This window comes from Bacillus thuringiensis, assembly GCF_001455345.1.
GTDB lineage: Bacteria > Bacillota > Bacilli > Bacillales > Bacillaceae_G > Bacillus_A > Bacillus_A thuringiensis_N.
This window is the reverse complement of the sequence record NZ_CP013274.1, coordinates 3688493-3707044: the sequence shown is the minus strand read 5'-3', so window position 1 is coordinate 3707044 and position 18552 is coordinate 3688493. Positions and strand designations below refer to the sequence as shown.

Genomic DNA, 18552 nt, shown 5'->3' with positions numbered 1-18552 from the left:
AAACTGTGCAAATTAAGCATGATTCTATTACTAAGTAGTGAGGTGCTTACACATGTCAGTTTTAGATAATTTTGATCAATGGAAGAGCTTTTTAGGAGAACGTTTAGAGCAAGCATCAGGAAAAGGTCTTGATGGTGGTGCTGTATCAGACATGGCATTCCGTGTTGGTGATTATTTAGCAAATGAAGTAGAAGCGCGCAACGATCAAGAGAAATTATTGTCTGAGCTATGGAAAGTTGCTGATGAACAAGAGCAACATACAATCGCAAACTTAATGGTAAAGTTTGTACAACATAAGTAAAAAATAGAGAGGAGATTCTCCTCTCTATTTTTTTTGTATAATAATAACGCGGGATAGATTATACATTTAGCTTCCCTATTAAGGTGAAATCATATAATATAGTACGTAGGTGTAAAGTAAGCAAGGGGAGTGATCTTGGATGATTGAATGGTATTTTGAATATGAAATACATAAAAACCGACCTGGCTTGCTTGGTGACGTTTCTTCGTTAATCGGTATGCTCGGCATTAATATTGTCACAATTAATGGTGTAGATAATGCACGACGTGGATTACTCCTTATGTGTGATAATCAAGAGCAAATCTCTAGACTTGAATCAATTTTAAATACGATGGATAACATAACGGTAACGAAATATCGTCCGCCAAAGCTAAGAGATAAGCTAGCGGTTAGACATGGTAGGTACATACAACGGGATGCAGATGATAAGAAGACATTTCGTTTTGTGCGTGATGAATTAGGATTACTTGTAGACTTTATGGCTGAAATAATGAAAAAAGAAGGTCATAAACTAATCGGGATACGAGGAATGCCTCGTGTCGGAAAAACAGAATCCATTGTTGCCGCAAGTGTTTGTGCAAATAAAAGATGGTTATTTGTATCATCTACTCTTATTAAGCAAACTGTTCGTAGTCAATTGATTGAAGATGAGTATAGCGACGACAATATTTTCATCTTAGATGGAATCGTGTCAACAAAGCGTGCTAACGAAAGGCATTGGCAGCTTGTTCGTGAAATTATGAGATTGCCTGCGACAAAAGTTGTGGAACATCCTGACGTATTTGTGAGTCAGTCAGAATACACGTTGGATGATTTTGATTATATTATCGAGTTGCGTAACGATTATGATGAAGAAATTCAATATAATTTAGTAGATGAAATTGAGCAAGGTACGCAAAATAATTTCTCTATGTTTGACTTTTAAAGAAATATTGAGGTGTTAGTAGTGACAGAATTAGGACAAAAGCTGAAAGAAGCAAGAGGAACGAAAGGCTTGTCTATTGATCAGCTGCATGAGATTACAAAAATTCAAAAGCGCCATTTAGTAGCGATTGAGGAAGGCAATTATGATGTATTGCCAGGAGCTTTTTATGCGCGTGCATTCATTAAACAATACGCAGATGCGGTTGGATTAAATGGAGAGGAACTGCTTGTAGAGTATCAGAGTACGATACCACAATCTGAAAAACGCGACGTTCCACAAGTATCAACTGGACAAAAAACACAAGAAACAATGCAAAAATCTTCATCTTGGCCAATTGCAGATCATATGCCGAAAATCTTAGTTGCGCTGTTAGTAATCGCAGTTGGAGTGGTAATTTGGTTTGTGTTTCAAGCGTTAACTGGAAAAGATGATGAGAAAGTTCCGAATGCTCAAAGTGAGAAAATTGAAGTTAAAAAAGCGGAAAACTCTCCGTTAGATACGAAGAAAGATGAAGCGAAAGCGGAAGAGCCGAAAAAGGAAGAACCGAAAAAAGAAGAGCCAAAGAAAGAGGAACCGCCAGCACAGCCAACTGGACAACAAGAAGTGAAAGTAGTTGGAACAACTGGTAAAGTATCTACTTTGGAAATTCATAATAATAAAACATTAGAACTGGAAATATCGGGTAAAGGTGCGAGTTATGTAGATGTTAAAGATGATGCGGGGAATGTAATTCTAAACACTACAGTACAAGAGGGCCAAATAGAAAAACATGATGTATCAACAATAAAAGAAGTGCGACTTAATATTGGAAATGCAACGAATGTTGAAGTTAAACTGAATGGCCAAGTGGTCGCTTACCCATTGGATCCAGAAAAAGAACTTCACCAAAGATTGGTGATAAAAAACCAAGGGATAGAGCAACCTGCACAATAACAGTCATCGCTTCGATGACTTTTTTCAATGAACAAATGTTTTTGATATGATGGAGGAATAGCTGTGAATTTACCAAATAAAATTACAATATCTAGAATCTGCTTAATTCCAATTTTTATGGTAATTATGTTAGCACCCTTTGATTGGGGTTCATACACAATTGGTGATGTTGATTTACCAATTCAACATTTAGTAGGAGCACTTATCTTTATTATTGCTTCGGCTACAGATTGGATTGATGGACATTACGCAAGAAAGTATAATCTTGTAACGAATTTAGGGAAGTTTCTTGACCCGTTAGCTGATAAATTACTTGTTTCAGCAGCACTTATTACGTTAGTTGAGATGCAATACGTACCTGCTTGGATCGTTATTGTAATTATAAGCCGTGAGTTTGCGGTAACTGGTTTACGTCTTGTACTTGCTGGGACAGGAGAAGTAGTGGCGGCAAATCAGCTAGGGAAAATTAAGACATGGACACAAATTATTGCGATCGCAGCATACTTATTACACGATGTACCTTTAAATTTAATCCATATTCCGGTAGCTGATATCTTTATATGGATTGCATTAATTTTTACTGTTATTTCAGGATGGGATTATTTCTGGAAAAATAGAGAAGCTTTTGTAAACTCAAAATAGAAGTTTATGGGGGAATTGGGATGAATGCTGAAATTATTGCGGTTGGAACTGAATTATTACTTGGACAAATTGCAAATACAAATGCCCAGTTTTTATCTGAGAAGTTAGCTTCAATTGGAATTAATGTGTACTACCATACTGTAGTTGGAGATAATAACAAACGATTACAGCAGGCGATTGAAGTTGCGGAAGAACGTGCTGACATGCTTATTTTCACAGGTGGATTAGGTCCGACAAAAGATGATCTGACGAAAGAAACGATATCTTCTTGTTTGGGTGGAGAGCTTGTGTATGATGAAAAAGCATTAGCCTCAATAAGCGATTACTTTAAGCGTACAGGCCGCGAATTCACGGAGAATAATAAAAAGCAGGCGCTCGTTTTGGATGGAGCAACTGTATTTGCGAATGATCACGGTATGGCACCTGGTATGGGGTTAGATAAGAACGGAAAAGTTTATATTTTATTACCAGGACCACCAAAAGAGATGAAGCCGATGTATGTAAGTTATGTAGAGCCTTTTTTATGTAACTTTACAACAGGAGAAAACATTTATTCTCGTGTGCTTCGTTTCTTCGGTATTGGGGAGTCCCAATTAGAGGTGAAAGTTCAAGATTTAATTGATGGACAAACAAACCCAACAATCGCCCCGCTAGCAAATGATGGAGAAGTGACATTACGTTTAACCGCTAAGCATCAAAATGTTAGCGAAGCGGAGAAACTAATTCAACATGTGGAAGATTTGATTTTAGAAAGAGTAGGAGAATTTTTCTACGGATATGACCAAGAATTTTTGCATTATAAGGCAATTGAGTTATTGAAGAGAAAAGGGTTAACCTTAGCATGTGCAGAAAGTTTAACAGGTGGTCTTTTTGGAAATCAAGTAACTGAAAATGCTGGTGTTTCTTCTGTATTTAAAGGCGGTGTCATTTGTTATCATAATGATGTGAAGCAACATGTTTTACGTGTGCCTGAAGAAGTGTTGCATACTGATGGTGCAGTTAGTAAAGAATGTGCTCGTTATCTTGCTGAAAATGTTAAGGATTTATTAAAAGCGGATATCGGAATTAGTTTCACTGGGGTAGCAGGGCCAGATGCTTCAGAACAGAAAGAGCCAGGAACAGTATTTGTTGGATTAGCGATTAAAGGTGAACAAACTGCAGTCTTTCCTCTTAATTTAAGTGGAAGTCGTCAACAAATTAGAGAACGATCAGCAAAATATGGATTTTATCATTTATATAAAAAGCTAGAAGAGATATAAGTTTCTTCTAGCTTTTTTTATAGTTAAATTCCGCATTTATGTAATGGAAAATAAAAAAATCGAATAAATGTTCGATTTTTGTTGGCAAATTGAATTGAAAATAGGTATAATAAGATTAGCAATTCAGTTAAGGAGGAATTTTGAATGAGTGATCGTCAAGCGGCATTAGATATGGCGTTAAAACAAATAGAGAAGCAATTCGGTAAAGGTTCAATTATGAAATTAGGAGAACAAGCGGAGCGTAGAGTTTCTACAATTTCAAGTGGTTCTTTAGCACTTGATGTGGCACTAGGGGTAGGCGGATACCCACGTGGTCGTATTATTGAAATTTACGGACCTGAAAGTTCAGGTAAAACAACAGTTTCATTACACGCAATCGCTGAAGTACAGCGTCAAGGTGGACAAGCAGCGTTCATTGATGCGGAGCATGCGATGGATCCTGTCTATGCACAAAAATTAGGCGTTAACATAGATGAATTACTATTATCACAGCCTGATACAGGGGAGCAAGGTTTAGAAATCGCAGAAGCTCTTGTACGAAGTGGTGCGGTTGATATTATTGTAATTGACTCTGTAGCAGCTCTTGTACCGAAAGCGGAGATCGAAGGAGACATGGGTGACTCACACGTAGGTTTACAAGCTCGTTTAATGTCTCAAGCACTTCGTAAACTTTCAGGTGCAATCAATAAATCAAAAACAATCGCAATCTTTATTAACCAAATTCGTGAAAAAGTTGGGGTTATGTTCGGAAACCCAGAAACAACTCCAGGTGGTCGTGCGCTGAAATTCTATTCAACTGTCCGTCTTGAAGTACGTCGTGCGGAGCAATTAAAGCAAGGTAACGACATCGTTGGTAATAAAACGAAAGTAAAAGTAGTTAAGAATAAAGTGGCACCACCATTCCGTGTTGCTGAAGTTGATATTATGTACGGAGAAGGTATTTCAAGAGAAGGTGAAATCTTAGATATGGCTTCTGAACTTGATATCGTTCAAAAGAGTGGTGCTTGGTACTCTTATAATGAAGAGCGTTTAGGGCAAGGTCGTGAAAATTCGAAGCAATTCTTAAAAGAGAATACGGATTTAAGAGAGGAAATTGCCTTCTTTGTTCGTGATCATCACGGAATTGGTGAAGATTCTGGTGTGGAAGACACGGAAGATTCAACTCTTCAAGATTAAAAAATAAAAGACACGGGTCCCGTGTCTTTTATTTTTTACCTTCTATTAAAGAGGTATCTATCGTAGTGGTTAAAATATTTTTTTGACTCAAATGGGATGTGTAAAGAGGAATATTCATACGTTTTAAGGGAATAAAATGGTATTTACTAAGGTTTTCCAGGAAAATATGCTATTAATTTTTCAAATTCAGATAACATTCAGGACTGAAGGTAAAGAAAGTAAAAGTAGACAACGCTTGACAATGAAAATTACGATAGATACAATGAGAATGTATATTTTTTCTTATATACGATATACTCTTCTCAAGAAGAGAAGTAATATTCGGAGTAAGGTTTAAATCTTACCGAAATAATAATATGACATTTTAATTGTGAAATGAAGAAAGTCCCTTAAAAAAGCGGGACGACGGTCTTTGCTGTATGTTGTAATCAATGTACATGCCGACAGTCTTTTTTCATTCATAGCAAGGGGAGGTGAAATCATGACGAGTACAGTTTGGATACTCATCTCCATTTTGCTTGCAACAGTCGGTGCAGTTGTTGGCTTTTTTGTTCGAAAGTCTATTGCTGAAGCGAAGATTAATGGTGCGGCTAATGAAGCGAGACGTATTTTAGACGAAGCGAATCGTGATGCTGAAGCACTTAAGAAAGAAGCGCTTTTAGAAGCAAAGGATGAAATTCATACACTTCGTACAGAAGCTGAATTAGAAATTCGTGACCGTAGAAGCGAATTACAAAAACAAGAAAATCGTTTAATGCAAAAAGAAGAGAACCTTGATCGTAAAGACGAAACGCTCGATAAACGCGAGCAGCAGTTAGAGAAGAAAGAGGAATCTCTTGTAGCGAGACAACAACAGATTGAAGAGTTGGAAAGCAAAGTGGGAGAGTTAGTTCAAAAGCAACAAACAGAATTAGAGCGCATTTCCAATCTAACACGCGAACAAGCGAAAGCAATTATTCTTGGTAAAGTAGAAAGTGAAGTTTCTCATGAAATCGCTGTTATGGTAAAAGAAAGTGAAGTTCGCGCGAAAGAAGAAGCGGATAAGAAAGCAAAAGAGATTTTATCTCTTGCAATGCAAAGATGTGCAGCTGATCATGTTGCTGAAACAACCGTTTCGGTTGTAAATCTTCCAAATGACGAAATGAAGGGACGTATTATCGGGCGTGAAGGTCGTAATATTCGTACGTTAGAAACGTTAACGGGTATTGATTTAATTATCGATGATACACCAGAGGCGGTAATCCTTTCTGGATTCGACCCAATTCGTCGTGAAACAGCTCGTATCGCTCTTGATAAACTAGTACAGGACGGACGTATTCACCCAGCGCGTATTGAAGAGATGGTCGAAAAATCAAGACGTGAAGTGGACGAGTATATTCGTGAAGTCGGAGAGCAAACAACGTTTGAAGTGGGTGTTCACGGATTACATCCAGATTTAATTAAGATTTTAGGTCGTTTAAAATACCGTACAAGTTACGGACAAAACGTCTTAAAACACTCTATGGAAGTTGCATATTTAACTGGACTTATGGCAGCAGAGCTTGGTGAGGATGAAAAACTAGCAAGACGTGCTGGTCTATTACATGATATCGGTAAAGCGATTGACCATGAAGTAGAAGGTAGCCACGTTGAAATTGGTGTTGAACTCGCAACGAAATATAAAGAGCATCCTGTAGTTATAAACAGTATTGCATCTCACCATGGGGACACAGAACCAACTTCTATCATTGCAGTTTTAGTTGCAGCAGCAGATGCATTATCAGCTGCAAGACCTGGAGCTCGTAGTGAAACACTTGAGAACTATATTCGTCGTCTTGAAAAGTTAGAAGAGATTTCAGAGTCTTATGAAGGCGTAGAAAAATCTTTCGCAATTCAAGCAGGACGTGAAGTTCGTATTCTGGTAAAACCAGATACAATTGATGATTTAGAAGCTCATCGTTTAGCTCGTGATATTCGAAAACGTATTGAAAATGAACTGGATTATCCAGGACATATTAAAGTAACTGTTATTCGTGAAACACGTGCAGTGGAATACGCAAAATAAAGTGGTGAAACACCACTTTATTTTTTTGTGTTGGAATTGGTTAAAATAAAGAAAATTAGTTATCCCGCTATTTGCGGGCAGTAAGATCCCCGCCTCAAAATTCAGCGAAAGCAAAGAAGTTAGGTGGGGGATCGGGCTGCCCGTAAATGTCCGATTGGTGAGGGCTAATAATCAGTAGGGATGAAGAAAACCCCAACTGATTAAAGTTTCACTTTATACCTAGCATATAAGTGAAGCAAACTTATAATAAATATATTGTAAGGAAATCATTTAAAGCTATAGTAATAAAAAATGTAGTACATAGGAAGGGTAAGACATATGAGAATATTATTTGTTGGAGATGTAGTAGGATCTCCTGGTAGAGGTATGATTCAACAATACGTACCGGCATTAAAGAAGAAATATACACCTACAGTAACCATTATTAATGGAGAAAATGCAGCAGGTGGACGTGGAATTACAGAAAAAATATATCGAAACTTTTTAGAATGCGGGGCACAAGCGGTTACACTTGGAAACCATGCTTGGGATAACCGTGAAGTATTCGAATTTATTGATGATGCAAAATATCTTGCAAGACCAGCTAACTTCCCAGAAGGAACTCCAGGGAAAGGACTTATCTTTGTGAACTGTAATGGAACAGAAGTTGCAGTTATTAACTTACAAGGACGTACTTTCCTTCCTCCGATTGATTGTCCATTCCGTAAGGTGGATGAATTAATTAGCATTGCAAAAAAACGTACGAATATTATCTTTATTGATTTTCATGCAGAAACTACAAGTGAAAAACAAGCGTTAGGTTGGTATGTAGATGGACGTGCTACAGCAGTAGTAGGCACACATACACATGTTCCTACAGCAGATAACCGTATTTTACCAAGCGGAACGGCATATATCACAGATGTTGGTATGACAGGACCTTACGACGGAATTTTAGGTATGGACCGAGAAGCAGTATTGAAGAAGTTTTTAACAAACTTACCAGTACGATTTGAAGTAACAAATGGTAGAACACAATTAAGTGCAGTGCTAATTGATGTGGATCCTAATACAGGAAAAGCTAAGAAAATTGAGCGTATCTTAATTAATGATGATCAACCATTTTTTGAGTAATTCTTGACTAAATTTTAGATAAGTCATTATTTTTTAATTTTTTAGAAAAATTACAGAAATTTAGCAGGAATACGCGTCATTCCTCGTGAATATAAGTTAAAGTGAAATAATTGCTAATACTTTTTATAGAAACGAGGAGGAAACGCGGAATGGAAATATTAAAAGTTAAAGCAACGTCGGTCCCTAATTCTGTAGCTGGTGCACTTGCAGGTGTTATTCGCGAACGCGGAACAGCAGAAATTCAAGCCATTGGTGCAGGTGCATTGAACCAAGCGGTAAAGGCAGTAGCAATTGCAAGAGGATTTGTAGCGCCTAGTGGTTTGGACCTGATTTGTATCCCAGCGTTTACGGATATTATGATTGATGGGGAAGAACGTACAGCAATAAAATTAATTGTAGAACCTCGTTAAGTTTAAACAACCTGTTTGCAGTATGCAAACAGGTTGTTTTTATAATGGAGGAATGAAAATGAAAATTTTTGATGCTCATTGTGATGTGCTTCTTCAGTTATGGAGTGCACAAGGGAAAAAGGATTTTAAACATGATCCGCAATTACATATTACATTTGGACAGTTAAAGAGAAGAAAAGGAAGTATACAATGTTTTGCTATATATGTGCCAGAAACAGTGGCATATGAAAACCGATTTGAAGTAGCATTACAAATGGTAGATATTTTTTATAATGAAATTTTATCTCTACCGGGTGTGAAGTTTATTCAGACAAAAGATGATATTAACATGTTAAAACAGGACGAGATTGGAGCGATATTAACACTAGAAGGATGCGAAGCAATTGGAAAAGATGCAATGAAATTACGGTTGTTGTATCGCCTAGGAGTACGTTCTTTTGGACTAACATGGAATTATGCCAATCTATTAGCTGATGGTGCGCTAGAGACACGTGAGGCGGGTTTAACGACTTTTGGTAAAGAAGTTATACAAGAACTTAATACGTTACATGCATGGACTGATGTGTCTCATCTGAATGAAAGAAGTTTTTGGGATGTTGTAGAAAGTGCAAAAAATCCTATTGCTTCCCACTCAAACTGTATGAAACTTTGTCAGCATCCACGTAATTTAAATGATGAACAACTTAAAGCTCTTATAAAGCGAAATGGCATGATAGGTGTCACTTTTGTACCGCAGTTTCTAACAAATGAAAAACAAGCGAATATAGCAGATATAGTAAGACATATCGAATATATTTGTTCATTAGGTGGAGAGAACAATATAGGATTTGGTTCAGATTTTGATGGGATTTTAGAAACGGTTGTAAATGTATCAGCGTATCGAGATTATGAAAATATAATAAATGAGCTTTGTAAACACTATGCTGCATCTACTGTAGAGCGATTTTTATATGATAATTTTGTTGAACATATAAGTTTTTAAGATTTTTGTTTTGAAAACACAGAAAAATTAGAATTAATTCATTTGATATTATTGCTTTTTTTAAGACCTAATACTAGAATGAAAAACAAAATAGCTTTATACTAAAGATTCAGGGAAATCAGAAGAGGCATAATTTGCGTCCGTTGTAGTTTATTTGTATAAAAAATGCTAAACTATTACTGTAAAAAAATACACTACAATGAATGCAGCCAAAAGGGGTGTAGGAGATGATTAGTCAACTTTCATGGAAAGTTGGAGGCCAACAAGGTGAAGGAATTGAAAGTACAGGAGAAATCTTCTGTATTGCATTAAACCGATTAGGATATTACCTATACGGTTACCGCCACTTCTCATCACGTATTAAAGGCGGCCATACAAATAATAAAATTCGTGTAAGTACAACAGAAGTACGCGCGATCTCAGATGACTTAGATATTTTAATTGCTTTTGATCAAGAGACAATTGATTTTAACTTCCACGAACTACGTCCGGGCGGGATTGTAGTTGCAGATGCGAAATTTAATCCGACAATACCTGACAATACAGATGTAAATCTATATGTGATACCGTTTACAGATATTGCTTCAGAATTAGGCACATCATTAATGAAAAACATGGTTGCTGTTGGGGCATCAAGTGCGGTATTAGGATTAGATGAAACAGCTTATTTAGATGTTGTTGAAGAGATCTTTGGTCGTAAAGGAGAGCAAGTTGTTCAAAAGAATATGGACGCAATTAAGCGCGGCTCTCAATATATGAAAGAGTTACTAGGTGAGAAAGTAAACATGATGCAGCTTGAAAAAGCTGATGGTCAGAAACGCATGTTTATGATTGGAAACGATGCAATCGCATTTGGTGCAGTAGCTGGTGGTGCTCGCTTTATGTCTGCATATCCAATTACACCTGCATCTGAAATTATGGAATACTTAATTAAAAAATTGCCAAAAGTTGGCGGGACAGTAATCCAAACTGAGGATGAAATCGCAGCTTGTACAATGGCAATCGGTGCAAACTATGCTGGTGTTCGTACATTAACTGCATCTGCTGGTCCAGGTCTATCTTTAATGATGGAAGCGATTGGTTTAGCGGGTATTACAGAAACGCCATTAGTGATTGTTGATACACAACGTGGTGGTCCAAGTACAGGATTACCAACAAAACAAGAGCAGTCTGATTTAATGGCTATGATTTACGGTACGCACGGTGAGATTCCAAAAATCGTAATGGCGCCAAGTACAGTTGAAGAAGCTTTCTATGATATTGTAGAAGCATTTAACTTAGCTGAAGAATATCAAGTTCCTGTTATTTTCTTAACAGATTTACAGCTTTCTTTAGGGAAACAAACAGTAGAACCACTTAAGTTAGATAAAGTAGAAATTCGTCGTGGTAAGCTTGATTTAGAAGCGGAATTGCCAGAACGTGAAAATAAAGCATACTTCAAGCGTTATGAAGTAACAGAAGATGGCGTTTCACCACGTGTTTTACCTGGTATGAAAAATGGTGTTCACCATGTTACAGGTGTAGAACATGATGAAACTGGTAAACCATCTGAATCAGCAATAAACCGTAAAGATCAAATGGACAAACGTTTCCGTAAAATGGAGAACTTGAAATTCAATACCCCTGTCTATAAAAATGTTAAGCATGAAGAAGCAGACGTATTGCTTGTTGGATTTAACTCAACTCGTGGTGCAATCGAAGAAGCAATGGAGCGCTTAGAACAAGAGGGCATGAAAGTAAACCATGCTCATGTGCGTTTAATTCACCCGTTCCCAACAGCTGAAATCGATCCACTTGTGAAAAATGCGAAGCGTGTTGTAGTGGTAGAAAACAATGCAACAGGTCAGCTTGCTAACATTATGAAAATGAATCTTGGTAACGGTGAGAAAATTTCTAGTCTTTTAAAATATGATGGGAACCCATTCTTGCCAAAAGAGATTTACAACGAATGCAAAAAAGGGGTTGTATTAAATGGCAACATTTAAGGACTTTCGTAACAGTGTAAAACCAAACTGGTGCCCAGGTTGCGGAGACTTCTCAGTGCAAGCTGCAATTCAACGTGCGGCAGCTAACGTTGGCTTAAATCCAGATGAACTAGCTGTTATTTCTGGTATCGGCTGTTCAGGTCGTATTTCAGGTTATATTAATTCATATGGTGTGCATAGTATTCATGGTCGTGCCCTTCCAATTGCACAAGGTGTGAAAATGGCAAACCGTGATTTAACAGTTATTGCATCAGGTGGTGACGGTGATGGATTTGCGATTGGTATGGGACATACAATCCATTCTATTCGTCGTAACATCGACATTACGTACATCGTAATGGATAACCAAATTTACGGATTAACAAAAGGGCAAACTTCACCACGTAGTGAAGCTGGATTTAAAACGAAAAGTACACCACAAGGTTCAATTGAACCGTCACTAAATGTTATGGAAATGGCTTTAACAGCTGGTGCAACATTCGTGGCGCAAAGCTTTTCAAGTGATTTAAAAGAATTAACACAAATTATTGAAGCTGGTATTAACCATAAAGGATTTTCATTAATTAACGTATTCAGCCCATGTGTTACTTACAATAAAGTAAATACTTACGATTGGTTTAAAGAAAATTTAACAAAACTAAGTACAGTAGAGGGATATGATCCGTCTAATCGCATGATGGCTATGCAAACGTTAATGGAAAATAACGGATTAGTCACAGGTTTAATTTATCAAAATACAGCGCAACCTTCATACCAAGAACTTGTAAAAGGCTATAGCGAGAAGCCTTTAGTGCAATCTGATTTAAATATGGATCAGAAAATGTTTGATGAGCTTGTTGCTGAATTTATGTAATGTAAGAAGAGCAGGTTGCCATTTGGCAACCTTTTTTAATGAGGAAAAATATAAGGTAGTTATATTTACTTAGAAAATTCAGAATGGTAAAATAATATGTAAATCGTTGTATGAAAATTGCATGTTCATTAACTAGGAAATGTAATAATAGGATAAGCCTTCTTCTTTGTAAAAATTGGCGAAACGCTTCATACTATGGTAATGTTTATAGGGATAAAGCAATATGCTTTTGGGTAGGACAAAAGAAATACCAAAAGGGAATGTCTATTTGTGTGGGGAAGACTTTATTCTTACGGATGATTAGATTGATTACTCAAGTTTCAAAGGACAAGTTATCTCTCAAGCTATCTAACCATTTTTGAGGTGGGTCTAGGCGCATTAAAATGGACTATAGAGTGTGTATAGTTAAGGGTGAAAGGAGATTACCGATGAACGAGCAACAACGATTAGCAAGTCAACAAGCAAATTCCTCTACGAAAAAAGAAGAGAAAGATTATAGCAAATACTTTGAAAATGTATACCAACCACCATCCTTAAAAGATGCGAAAAAGCGAGGGAAAGAAGAAGTTAAAATTGAACGGGATTTTGGCTTACCTGAAGAGTTTCGCAATTTTGGTACAGGGAGAAAGTTCTATATTCGTACATATGGTTGTCAAATGAATGAGCATGATACTGAAGTGATGGCTGGTATTTTCACTGCACTTGGATATGAGCCAACCTTTTCAACAGAGGATGCAGATGTAGTATTATTAAATACTTGTGCAATTCGTGAAAATGCGGAAAATAAAGTGTTCGGTGAACTAGGTCATTTAAAATCACTAAAACGAAGAAATCCGGACCTTTTAATTGGTGTATGTGGTTGTATGTCTCAAGAGGAATCTGTTGTAAATAAAATTATGCAAAAAAATCAGCATGTAGATATGGTGTTTGGAACGCATAATATTCATAGATTACCGTACATTCTAAAAGATGCAATGTTCTCGAAGGAAACGGTAGTTGAAGTTTGGTCAAAAGAAGGGGACGTAATTGAAAATCTTCCGAAAGTACGCCGTGGCGATATTAAAGCTTGGGTAAATATTATGTATGGCTGTGATAAGTTCTGTACATATTGTATCGTACCGTATACACGCGGAAAAGAGCGAAGCAGGCGTCCAGAAGACATTATCCAAGAAATTCGTCATTTAGCTGCGAATGGTTATAAAGAGATTACGTTACTTGGACAGAACGTAAATGCATATGGTAAAGACTTTGAAGATATAGAATACGGTCTAGGCGATTTAATGGACGAACTCCGTAAAGTTGATATAGCCCGTATTCGTTTTACAACGAGCCACCCACGCGATTTCGATGATCACTTAATTGAAGTGCTTGGAAAAGGTGGAAACTTAGTAGAACATATTCACTTACCAGTTCAATCTGGAAGTACAGATATGTTAAAAATTATGGCGCGTAAATATTCACGTGAGCACTATTTAGAACTTGTAAGAAAAATTAAAGAAACAATTCCAAATGCAGTATTCACAACTGATATTATCGTCGGTTTCCCAAATGAAACAGATGAGCAATTTGAAGAAACGATGTCGTTATATCGTGAAGTAGGATTTGATACTGCCTTTACCTTTATTTATTCACCGCGCGAAGGTACACCAGCTGCAAAAATGAAAGATAATGTACCAATGGAAGTGAAAAAAGAACGTCTTCAACGCTTAAATACACTAGTAAATACGTTGGCAATTGAAAAGAATAATCGTTACAAAGGTCAAATTGTAGAAGTGTTAGTTGATGGGGAAAGTAAAAATAATCCAGAAGTACTTGCAGGTTATACTCGTACGAATAAACTTGTAAACTTCGTCGCTTCAAAATCTTTAATTGGTCAGCTTGTGAAAGTAAAAGTAACGGAAGCAAAAACTTGGTCTCTTAACGGGGAATTAGTTGAAGAGCCGATTGAGGTGGAATAATAGATGAAAGCATATACGAAAGATGAAATTGTTGAGCAAGCGAAAGAATTAGCAAAAATGATTTCTGAAACAGAAGAAGTCGATTTCTTTAAGAAAGCAGAGGCGCAAATTCATAAAAATGAAAATGTAAAGCGCGCAATTGATGAAATTAAAGCGCTACAGAAACAAGCAGTAAACTTGCAGCATTACGGGAAATGGGAAGCTTTGAAAAAAGTAGAAGCCGAAATTGATGCTTTGCAAGATAAGTTAGATAGTATCCCGGTTGTACAAGAATTTAAATCTTCACAAACATATGTAAATGACTTACTACAGTTAGTTGCAAGTACGATTTCAAACAACGTAACAGATGAAATATTAATTTCAACTAATGGCGATGTATTGAAAGGTGAAACGGGCGCAGCGGTAGAAAGTAAAAAAGGAAATTGTGGTTGTTAAAGAGATGTCGAATTGACATCTCTTTTTTTAGTCGGTTAAACGTAAGGTCTTCTCGAAAAAAGAATGACACATTCCGCTATTGTCACGCATATGATTAAGTGAATAGTGATTGAGGAGGGTTACGAATGTCCGAATTTAGAGAGATTATTACAAAAGCAGTGGTTGGAAAAGGACGTAAGTATACAAAGTCAACGCATACATGTGAATCGAATAATGAGCCAACAAGTATTTTAGGGTGCTGGGTAATTAACCACTCGTACGAAGCAAGAAAGAATGGAAAGCATGTAGAAATTGAAGGTTTCTATGATGTGAACACTTGGTATTCATTTGATGGTAATACAAAGACAGAAGTTGTAACAGAACGTGTGAACTACACGGATGAAGTAAGTATTGGGTATCGTGATAAAAACTTTTCTGGTGATGATTTAGAAATTATTGCTCGTGTCATTCAGCCACCAAATTGTTTAGAAGCTCTTGTATCACCAAATGGTAATAAAATTGTTGTAACTGTAGAACGTGAATTTGTAACAGAAGTAGTTGGCGAAACGAAAATTTGTGTAAGTGTAAACCCTGAAGGTTGCGTAGAATCAGACGAAGATTTCCAAGTTGATGATGATGAGTTTGAAGAATTAGATCCAAACTTTATCGTTGACGCAGAAGAAGAGTAATAGAAAGCTAGGGAGAAGTTCTTCCTAGCTTTTTACTTTACATAGGTGATGCTTGAATGAACATGATTCCTTATGAAATGTGCTATAATGAAGAAAGACTCCTGAAATAGGAGATATGGATGTCCGTGAAATGTGACATATATGAATATAGATTATTATGTAAGAATTATGGAGGAGAAGTATGACGCAATATACCCCTATGATACAGCAATATTTAAAGGTTAAGGCAGACTATCAAGATGCCTTTTTATTTTTCCGCTTAGGTGATTTTTATGAAATGTTCTTTGAGGATGCGGTTAAAGCAGCCCACGAACTTGAAATTACATTAACGAGCCGAGATGGTGGTAGTAGTGATCGTATACCGATGTGCGGTGTACCGCATCATGCAGCTAAAAATTATATTGAACAACTTGTTGAAAAAGGATATAAAGTAGCTGTTTGTGAGCAAGTGGAAGATCCAAAAACAACTAAAGGTGTAGTGCGCCGTGAAGTAGTACAATTAATTACGCCAGGAACGATGATGGAAGGGCGTACGATCGATGAGAAAGAAAATAACTTCTTAGCAGCATTAACACATTTTGAAGATGGATCGTATGCTTTAGCTTGTAATGATTTAACGACTGGACAAAATACAGTAACGTTGTTAACAGGTTCAGTAGAAGATATTTTATTAGAAGTGTATGCAACTGGTTCAAAAGAAATTGTTGTAGATTCTTCATTTTCTAAAGATGAATTAAATAAATTAACTGAAACATTAAAAATGACAATTTCATATGAAGATGCAACGGCAATTCCTCAAGGATTGGAACATCTTGTGAAAAATGTTTCACAAGCAAAGTTAATTAAAGCCATTGGGCGCTTATTTAACTATGTAATAAGAACACAAAAACGTTCGTTAGATCACTTGCAACCAGTAGAAATTTATTATACGAATCAATTTATGAAAATTGATGTGCATTCAAAGCGAAATTTAGAGCTGACAGAAACACTTCGAACGAAAGAAAAAACAGGATCATTATTATGGCTATTAGATAAAACAAAAACAGCTATGGGTGGTCGTATGTTAAAACAGTGGATGGAACGTCCACTTATTCAGAAAGAAAAAGTTGAAGAGCGTTTAGAAATGGTTGAAACATTTGTAAATGATTACTTCTTACGTGAAGATTTAAAAGAAAAATTAAAAGAAGTATATGACTTAGAACGTTTAGCAGGCAAAGTGGCATTTGGTAATGTGAATGCACGGGACTTATTACAGTTAAGACGATCTTTACTGCAAGTACCAGGTATTTTAGAAGCGATTAGTTTGTTAGATAATGCTTATGCAGCAAGGTTAATTCAAGGGGCGGATCCATGTGAGAGCTTAACTGAATTACTAGGAAGAAGTATTCAAGAAAACCCACCGCTTTCTATTAAAGATGGAGATATTATTAAAGACGGTTATAATGACAAGCTTGATCAATATCGTTACGTTAGTAAAAATGGAAAAACGTGGATCGCTGAGCTTGAAAAACGAGAGCGTGATATTACAGGAGTTAAATCGTTAAAAATCGGGTACAACCGTATTTTCGGCTACTATATTGAAGTGACGAAGGCGAATCTTGCAGCACTTCCAGAAGGGCGCTATGAGCGTAAACAAACACTTGCTAATGCGGAACGTTTCATTACAGATGAACTGAAAGAAAAAGAAACATTAATCTTAGAAGCAGAAGAAAAAATTGTACAACTAGAATACGATTTATTTACAGCGCTTCGTGAAGAAGTAAAAGTATTTATTCCGAAATTACAACATTTAGCAAAAGTAATTAGTGAATTAGACGTACTGCAAAGTTTCGCGACAGTTAGTGAAGAAGAGCAGTTTGTAAAACCTGTACTAACAACGAAGCGTGAAATCTTTATTAAAGATGGTCGTCATCCTGTCGTTGAAAAAGTATTGAACGGGAAATTGTATGTACCGAATGATTGTATTATGCCAGAGAAGATGGATGTCTTTTTAATTACAGGACCGAACATGTCTGGTAAAAGTACGTATATGAGACAATTAGCACTTGTAACTGTTATGTCGCAAATCGGCTGTTTCGTACCAGCAACAGAAGCAGTATTACCTGTATTTGATCAAATCTTTACGAGAATTGGTGCAGCGGATGATTTAATATCAGGTCAAAGTACATTTATGGTCGAAATGTTAGAAGCGAAAAATGCAATTGCAAACGCATCAGAAAGAAGTTTAATTTTATTTGATGAAATTGGACGCGGTACATCTACGTACGATGGTATGGCACTTGCGCAAGCAATCATTGAACATATTCATGACCAAATTGGTGCGAAAACGTTATTCTCTACGCATTATCATGAATTAACAGTGTTAGAAGAGAGTTTAGATCAACTGAAGAATGTACACGTTTCAGCTATTGAAGAGAACGGAAAAGTAGTATTCCTTCATAAAATTCAAGATGGAGCAGCTGATAAAAGTTACGGAATTCACGTTGCGCAACTTGCGGAGCTTCCAGATAGTTTAATCGCTCGTGCGAAAGAAGTGTTAGCACAACTAGAAGGACAAGAAGAAATTATTATTCCAAAGCGTGTAGAAGTGAAAGTGCAAGAGCAAGAAGTTATTCCAGAACCTGTAGTTGTAAAAGAAGCGCCAGTAGAAATACAAGAGACGAAAGTAGAGACTGAAGAAGAATCGCAACTATCATTCTTTGGTGGAGAACAGTCTTCGAAAAAACAAGACAAGCCAGTTCTAGATGCAAAAGAAACGGCAGTACTTGCGCAAATTAAAAAAATTGATTTACTTGATATGACACCTTTAGAAGCGATGAATGAATTGTATCGCTTACAGAAAAAGTTAAAGAAAGGATGAGTAAGTAG

Annotated in this window: 16 protein-coding genes; all 16 read left to right on the top strand. The window is 36.6% G+C overall.

The genetic code is table 11. The features are described from left to right. Nucleotides 1–52: 52 nt before the first annotated feature. The 16 genes from ATN06_RS19175 (at nt 53) to mutS (ending at nt 18544) form a co-directional block, all read left to right on the top strand. Entirely contained in the window at nt 53–301 is a 249-nt protein-coding gene (locus ATN06_RS19175) for a DUF3243 domain-containing protein (protein WP_000114455.1), read from the top strand. A gap of 139 nt (nt 302–440) precedes the next feature. Then, complete coding sequence (locus tag ATN06_RS19170) at nt 441–1226, top strand: DUF3388 domain-containing protein (RefSeq protein WP_000574107.1); 786 nt, start codon at nt 441–443, stop codon at nt 1224–1226. Between the two features lie 21 nt (nt 1227–1247). Beyond that, a complete protein-coding gene (locus tag ATN06_RS19165) occupies nt 1248–2159 on the top strand; it encodes a helix-turn-helix domain-containing protein (protein WP_060631951.1) in 912 nt (303 codons plus the stop codon). Nucleotides 2160–2222: 63 nt separating this feature from the next. Beyond that, on the top strand, nt 2223–2801 hold the full coding sequence (pgsA, locus tag ATN06_RS19160; protein WP_060631950.1) for a CDP-diacylglycerol--glycerol-3-phosphate 3-phosphatidyltransferase: 579 nt from the start codon (nt 2223–2225) through the stop codon (nt 2799–2801). 20 nt (nt 2802–2821) lie between these two features. Next, a complete protein-coding gene (gene cinA / locus ATN06_RS19155; protein ID WP_060631949.1) occupies nt 2822–4060 on the top strand; it encodes a competence/damage-inducible protein CinA in 1239 nt (412 codons plus the stop codon). A 144-nt stretch (nt 4061–4204) separates the two neighbouring features. After that, nucleotides 4205–5236 (top strand): recombinase RecA, encoded by a 1032-nt coding sequence (recA, locus tag ATN06_RS19150; protein WP_060631948.1) that lies wholly within the window; start codon nt 4205–4207, stop codon nt 5234–5236. Between the two features lie 481 nt (nt 5237–5717). Beyond that, entirely contained in the window at nt 5718–7280 is a 1563-nt protein-coding gene (gene rny, locus ATN06_RS19140) for a ribonuclease Y (RefSeq protein ID WP_000204911.1), read from the top strand. A gap of 318 nt (nt 7281–7598) precedes the next feature. Beyond that, nucleotides 7599–8393 (top strand): TIGR00282 family metallophosphoesterase, encoded by a 795-nt coding sequence (locus ATN06_RS19135; protein ID WP_060631946.1) that lies wholly within the window; start codon nt 7599–7601, stop codon nt 8391–8393. A 149-nt stretch (nt 8394–8542) separates the two neighbouring features. Then, a complete protein-coding gene (gene spoVS / locus ATN06_RS19130; RefSeq protein WP_000404341.1) occupies nt 8543–8803 on the top strand; it encodes a stage V sporulation protein SpoVS in 261 nt (86 codons plus the stop codon). Nucleotides 8804–8861: 58 nt separating this feature from the next. Then, nucleotides 8862–9785, top strand: a complete 924-nt coding sequence (locus ATN06_RS19125) for a dipeptidase (protein WP_060631945.1) — start codon at nt 8862–8864, stop codon at nt 9783–9785. 227 nt (nt 9786–10012) lie between these two features. Next, nucleotides 10013–11770: a 2-oxoacid:acceptor oxidoreductase subunit alpha gene (locus ATN06_RS19120; RefSeq protein WP_060631944.1), complete on the top strand. Its 1758-nt coding sequence runs from the start codon at nt 10013–10015 to the stop codon at nt 11768–11770. Further along, entirely contained in the window at nt 11757–12623 is an 867-nt protein-coding gene (locus tag ATN06_RS19115) for a 2-oxoacid:ferredoxin oxidoreductase subunit beta (RefSeq protein WP_000190154.1), read from the top strand. Before ATN06_RS19120 ends, ATN06_RS19115 begins: the two co-directional genes overlap by 14 nt. A 428-nt stretch (nt 12624–13051) precedes the next feature. Continuing rightward, on the top strand, nt 13052–14581 hold the full coding sequence (gene miaB, locus ATN06_RS19110) for a tRNA (N6-isopentenyl adenosine(37)-C2)-methylthiotransferase MiaB (RefSeq protein ID WP_060631943.1): 1530 nt from the start codon (nt 13052–13054) through the stop codon (nt 14579–14581). 3 nt (nt 14582–14584) lie between these two features. Next, nucleotides 14585–15016 (top strand): YlbF/YmcA family competence regulator, encoded by a 432-nt coding sequence (locus tag ATN06_RS19105; RefSeq protein ID WP_060631942.1) that lies wholly within the window; start codon nt 14585–14587, stop codon nt 15014–15016. Nucleotides 15017–15141: 125 nt separating this feature from the next. Continuing rightward, nucleotides 15142–15684, top strand: a complete 543-nt coding sequence (gene cotE / locus ATN06_RS19100; protein WP_001288802.1) for an outer spore coat protein CotE — start codon at nt 15142–15144, stop codon at nt 15682–15684. Between the two features lie 181 nt (nt 15685–15865). Next, nucleotides 15866–18544: a DNA mismatch repair protein MutS gene (mutS, locus tag ATN06_RS19095; RefSeq protein WP_060631941.1), complete on the top strand. Its 2679-nt coding sequence runs from the start codon at nt 15866–15868 to the stop codon at nt 18542–18544. Nucleotides 18545–18552 lie beyond the last annotated feature (8 nt).

What these genes read in the sequence shown, in the direction of transcription:
- recA (WP_060631948.1), top strand. Translation starts at nt 4,205, where the DNA reads ATGAGTGATCGTCAAGCGGCATTAGATATGGCGTTAAAACAAATAGAG.
- ATN06_RS19175 (WP_000114455.1), top strand. Translation starts at nt 53, where the DNA reads ATGTCAGTTTTAGATAATTTTGATCAATGGAAGAGCTTTTTAGGAGAA.
- spoVS (WP_000404341.1), top strand. Translation starts at nt 8,543, where the DNA reads ATGGAAATATTAAAAGTTAAAGCAACGTCGGTCCCTAATTCTGTAGCT.
- rny (WP_000204911.1), top strand. Translation starts at nt 5,718, where the DNA reads ATGACGAGTACAGTTTGGATACTCATCTCCATTTTGCTTGCAACAGTC.
- ATN06_RS19135 (WP_060631946.1), top strand. Translation starts at nt 7,599, where the DNA reads ATGAGAATATTATTTGTTGGAGATGTAGTAGGATCTCCTGGTAGAGGT.
- miaB (WP_060631943.1), top strand. Translation starts at nt 13,052, where the DNA reads ATGAACGAGCAACAACGATTAGCAAGTCAACAAGCAAATTCCTCTACG.
- mutS (WP_060631941.1), top strand. Translation starts at nt 15,866, where the DNA reads ATGACGCAATATACCCCTATGATACAGCAATATTTAAAGGTTAAGGCA.
- cinA (WP_060631949.1), top strand. Translation starts at nt 2,822, where the DNA reads ATGAATGCTGAAATTATTGCGGTTGGAACTGAATTATTACTTGGACAA.
- ATN06_RS19170 (WP_000574107.1), top strand. Translation starts at nt 441, where the DNA reads ATGATTGAATGGTATTTTGAATATGAAATACATAAAAACCGACCTGGC.
- ATN06_RS19120 (WP_060631944.1), top strand. Translation starts at nt 10,013, where the DNA reads ATGATTAGTCAACTTTCATGGAAAGTTGGAGGCCAACAAGGTGAAGGA.
- ATN06_RS19105 (WP_060631942.1), top strand. Translation starts at nt 14,585, where the DNA reads ATGAAAGCATATACGAAAGATGAAATTGTTGAGCAAGCGAAAGAATTA.
- ATN06_RS19125 (WP_060631945.1), top strand. Translation starts at nt 8,862, where the DNA reads ATGAAAATTTTTGATGCTCATTGTGATGTGCTTCTTCAGTTATGGAGT.
- ATN06_RS19115 (WP_000190154.1), top strand. Translation starts at nt 11,757, where the DNA reads ATGGCAACATTTAAGGACTTTCGTAACAGTGTAAAACCAAACTGGTGC.
- cotE (WP_001288802.1), top strand. Translation starts at nt 15,142, where the DNA reads ATGTCCGAATTTAGAGAGATTATTACAAAAGCAGTGGTTGGAAAAGGA.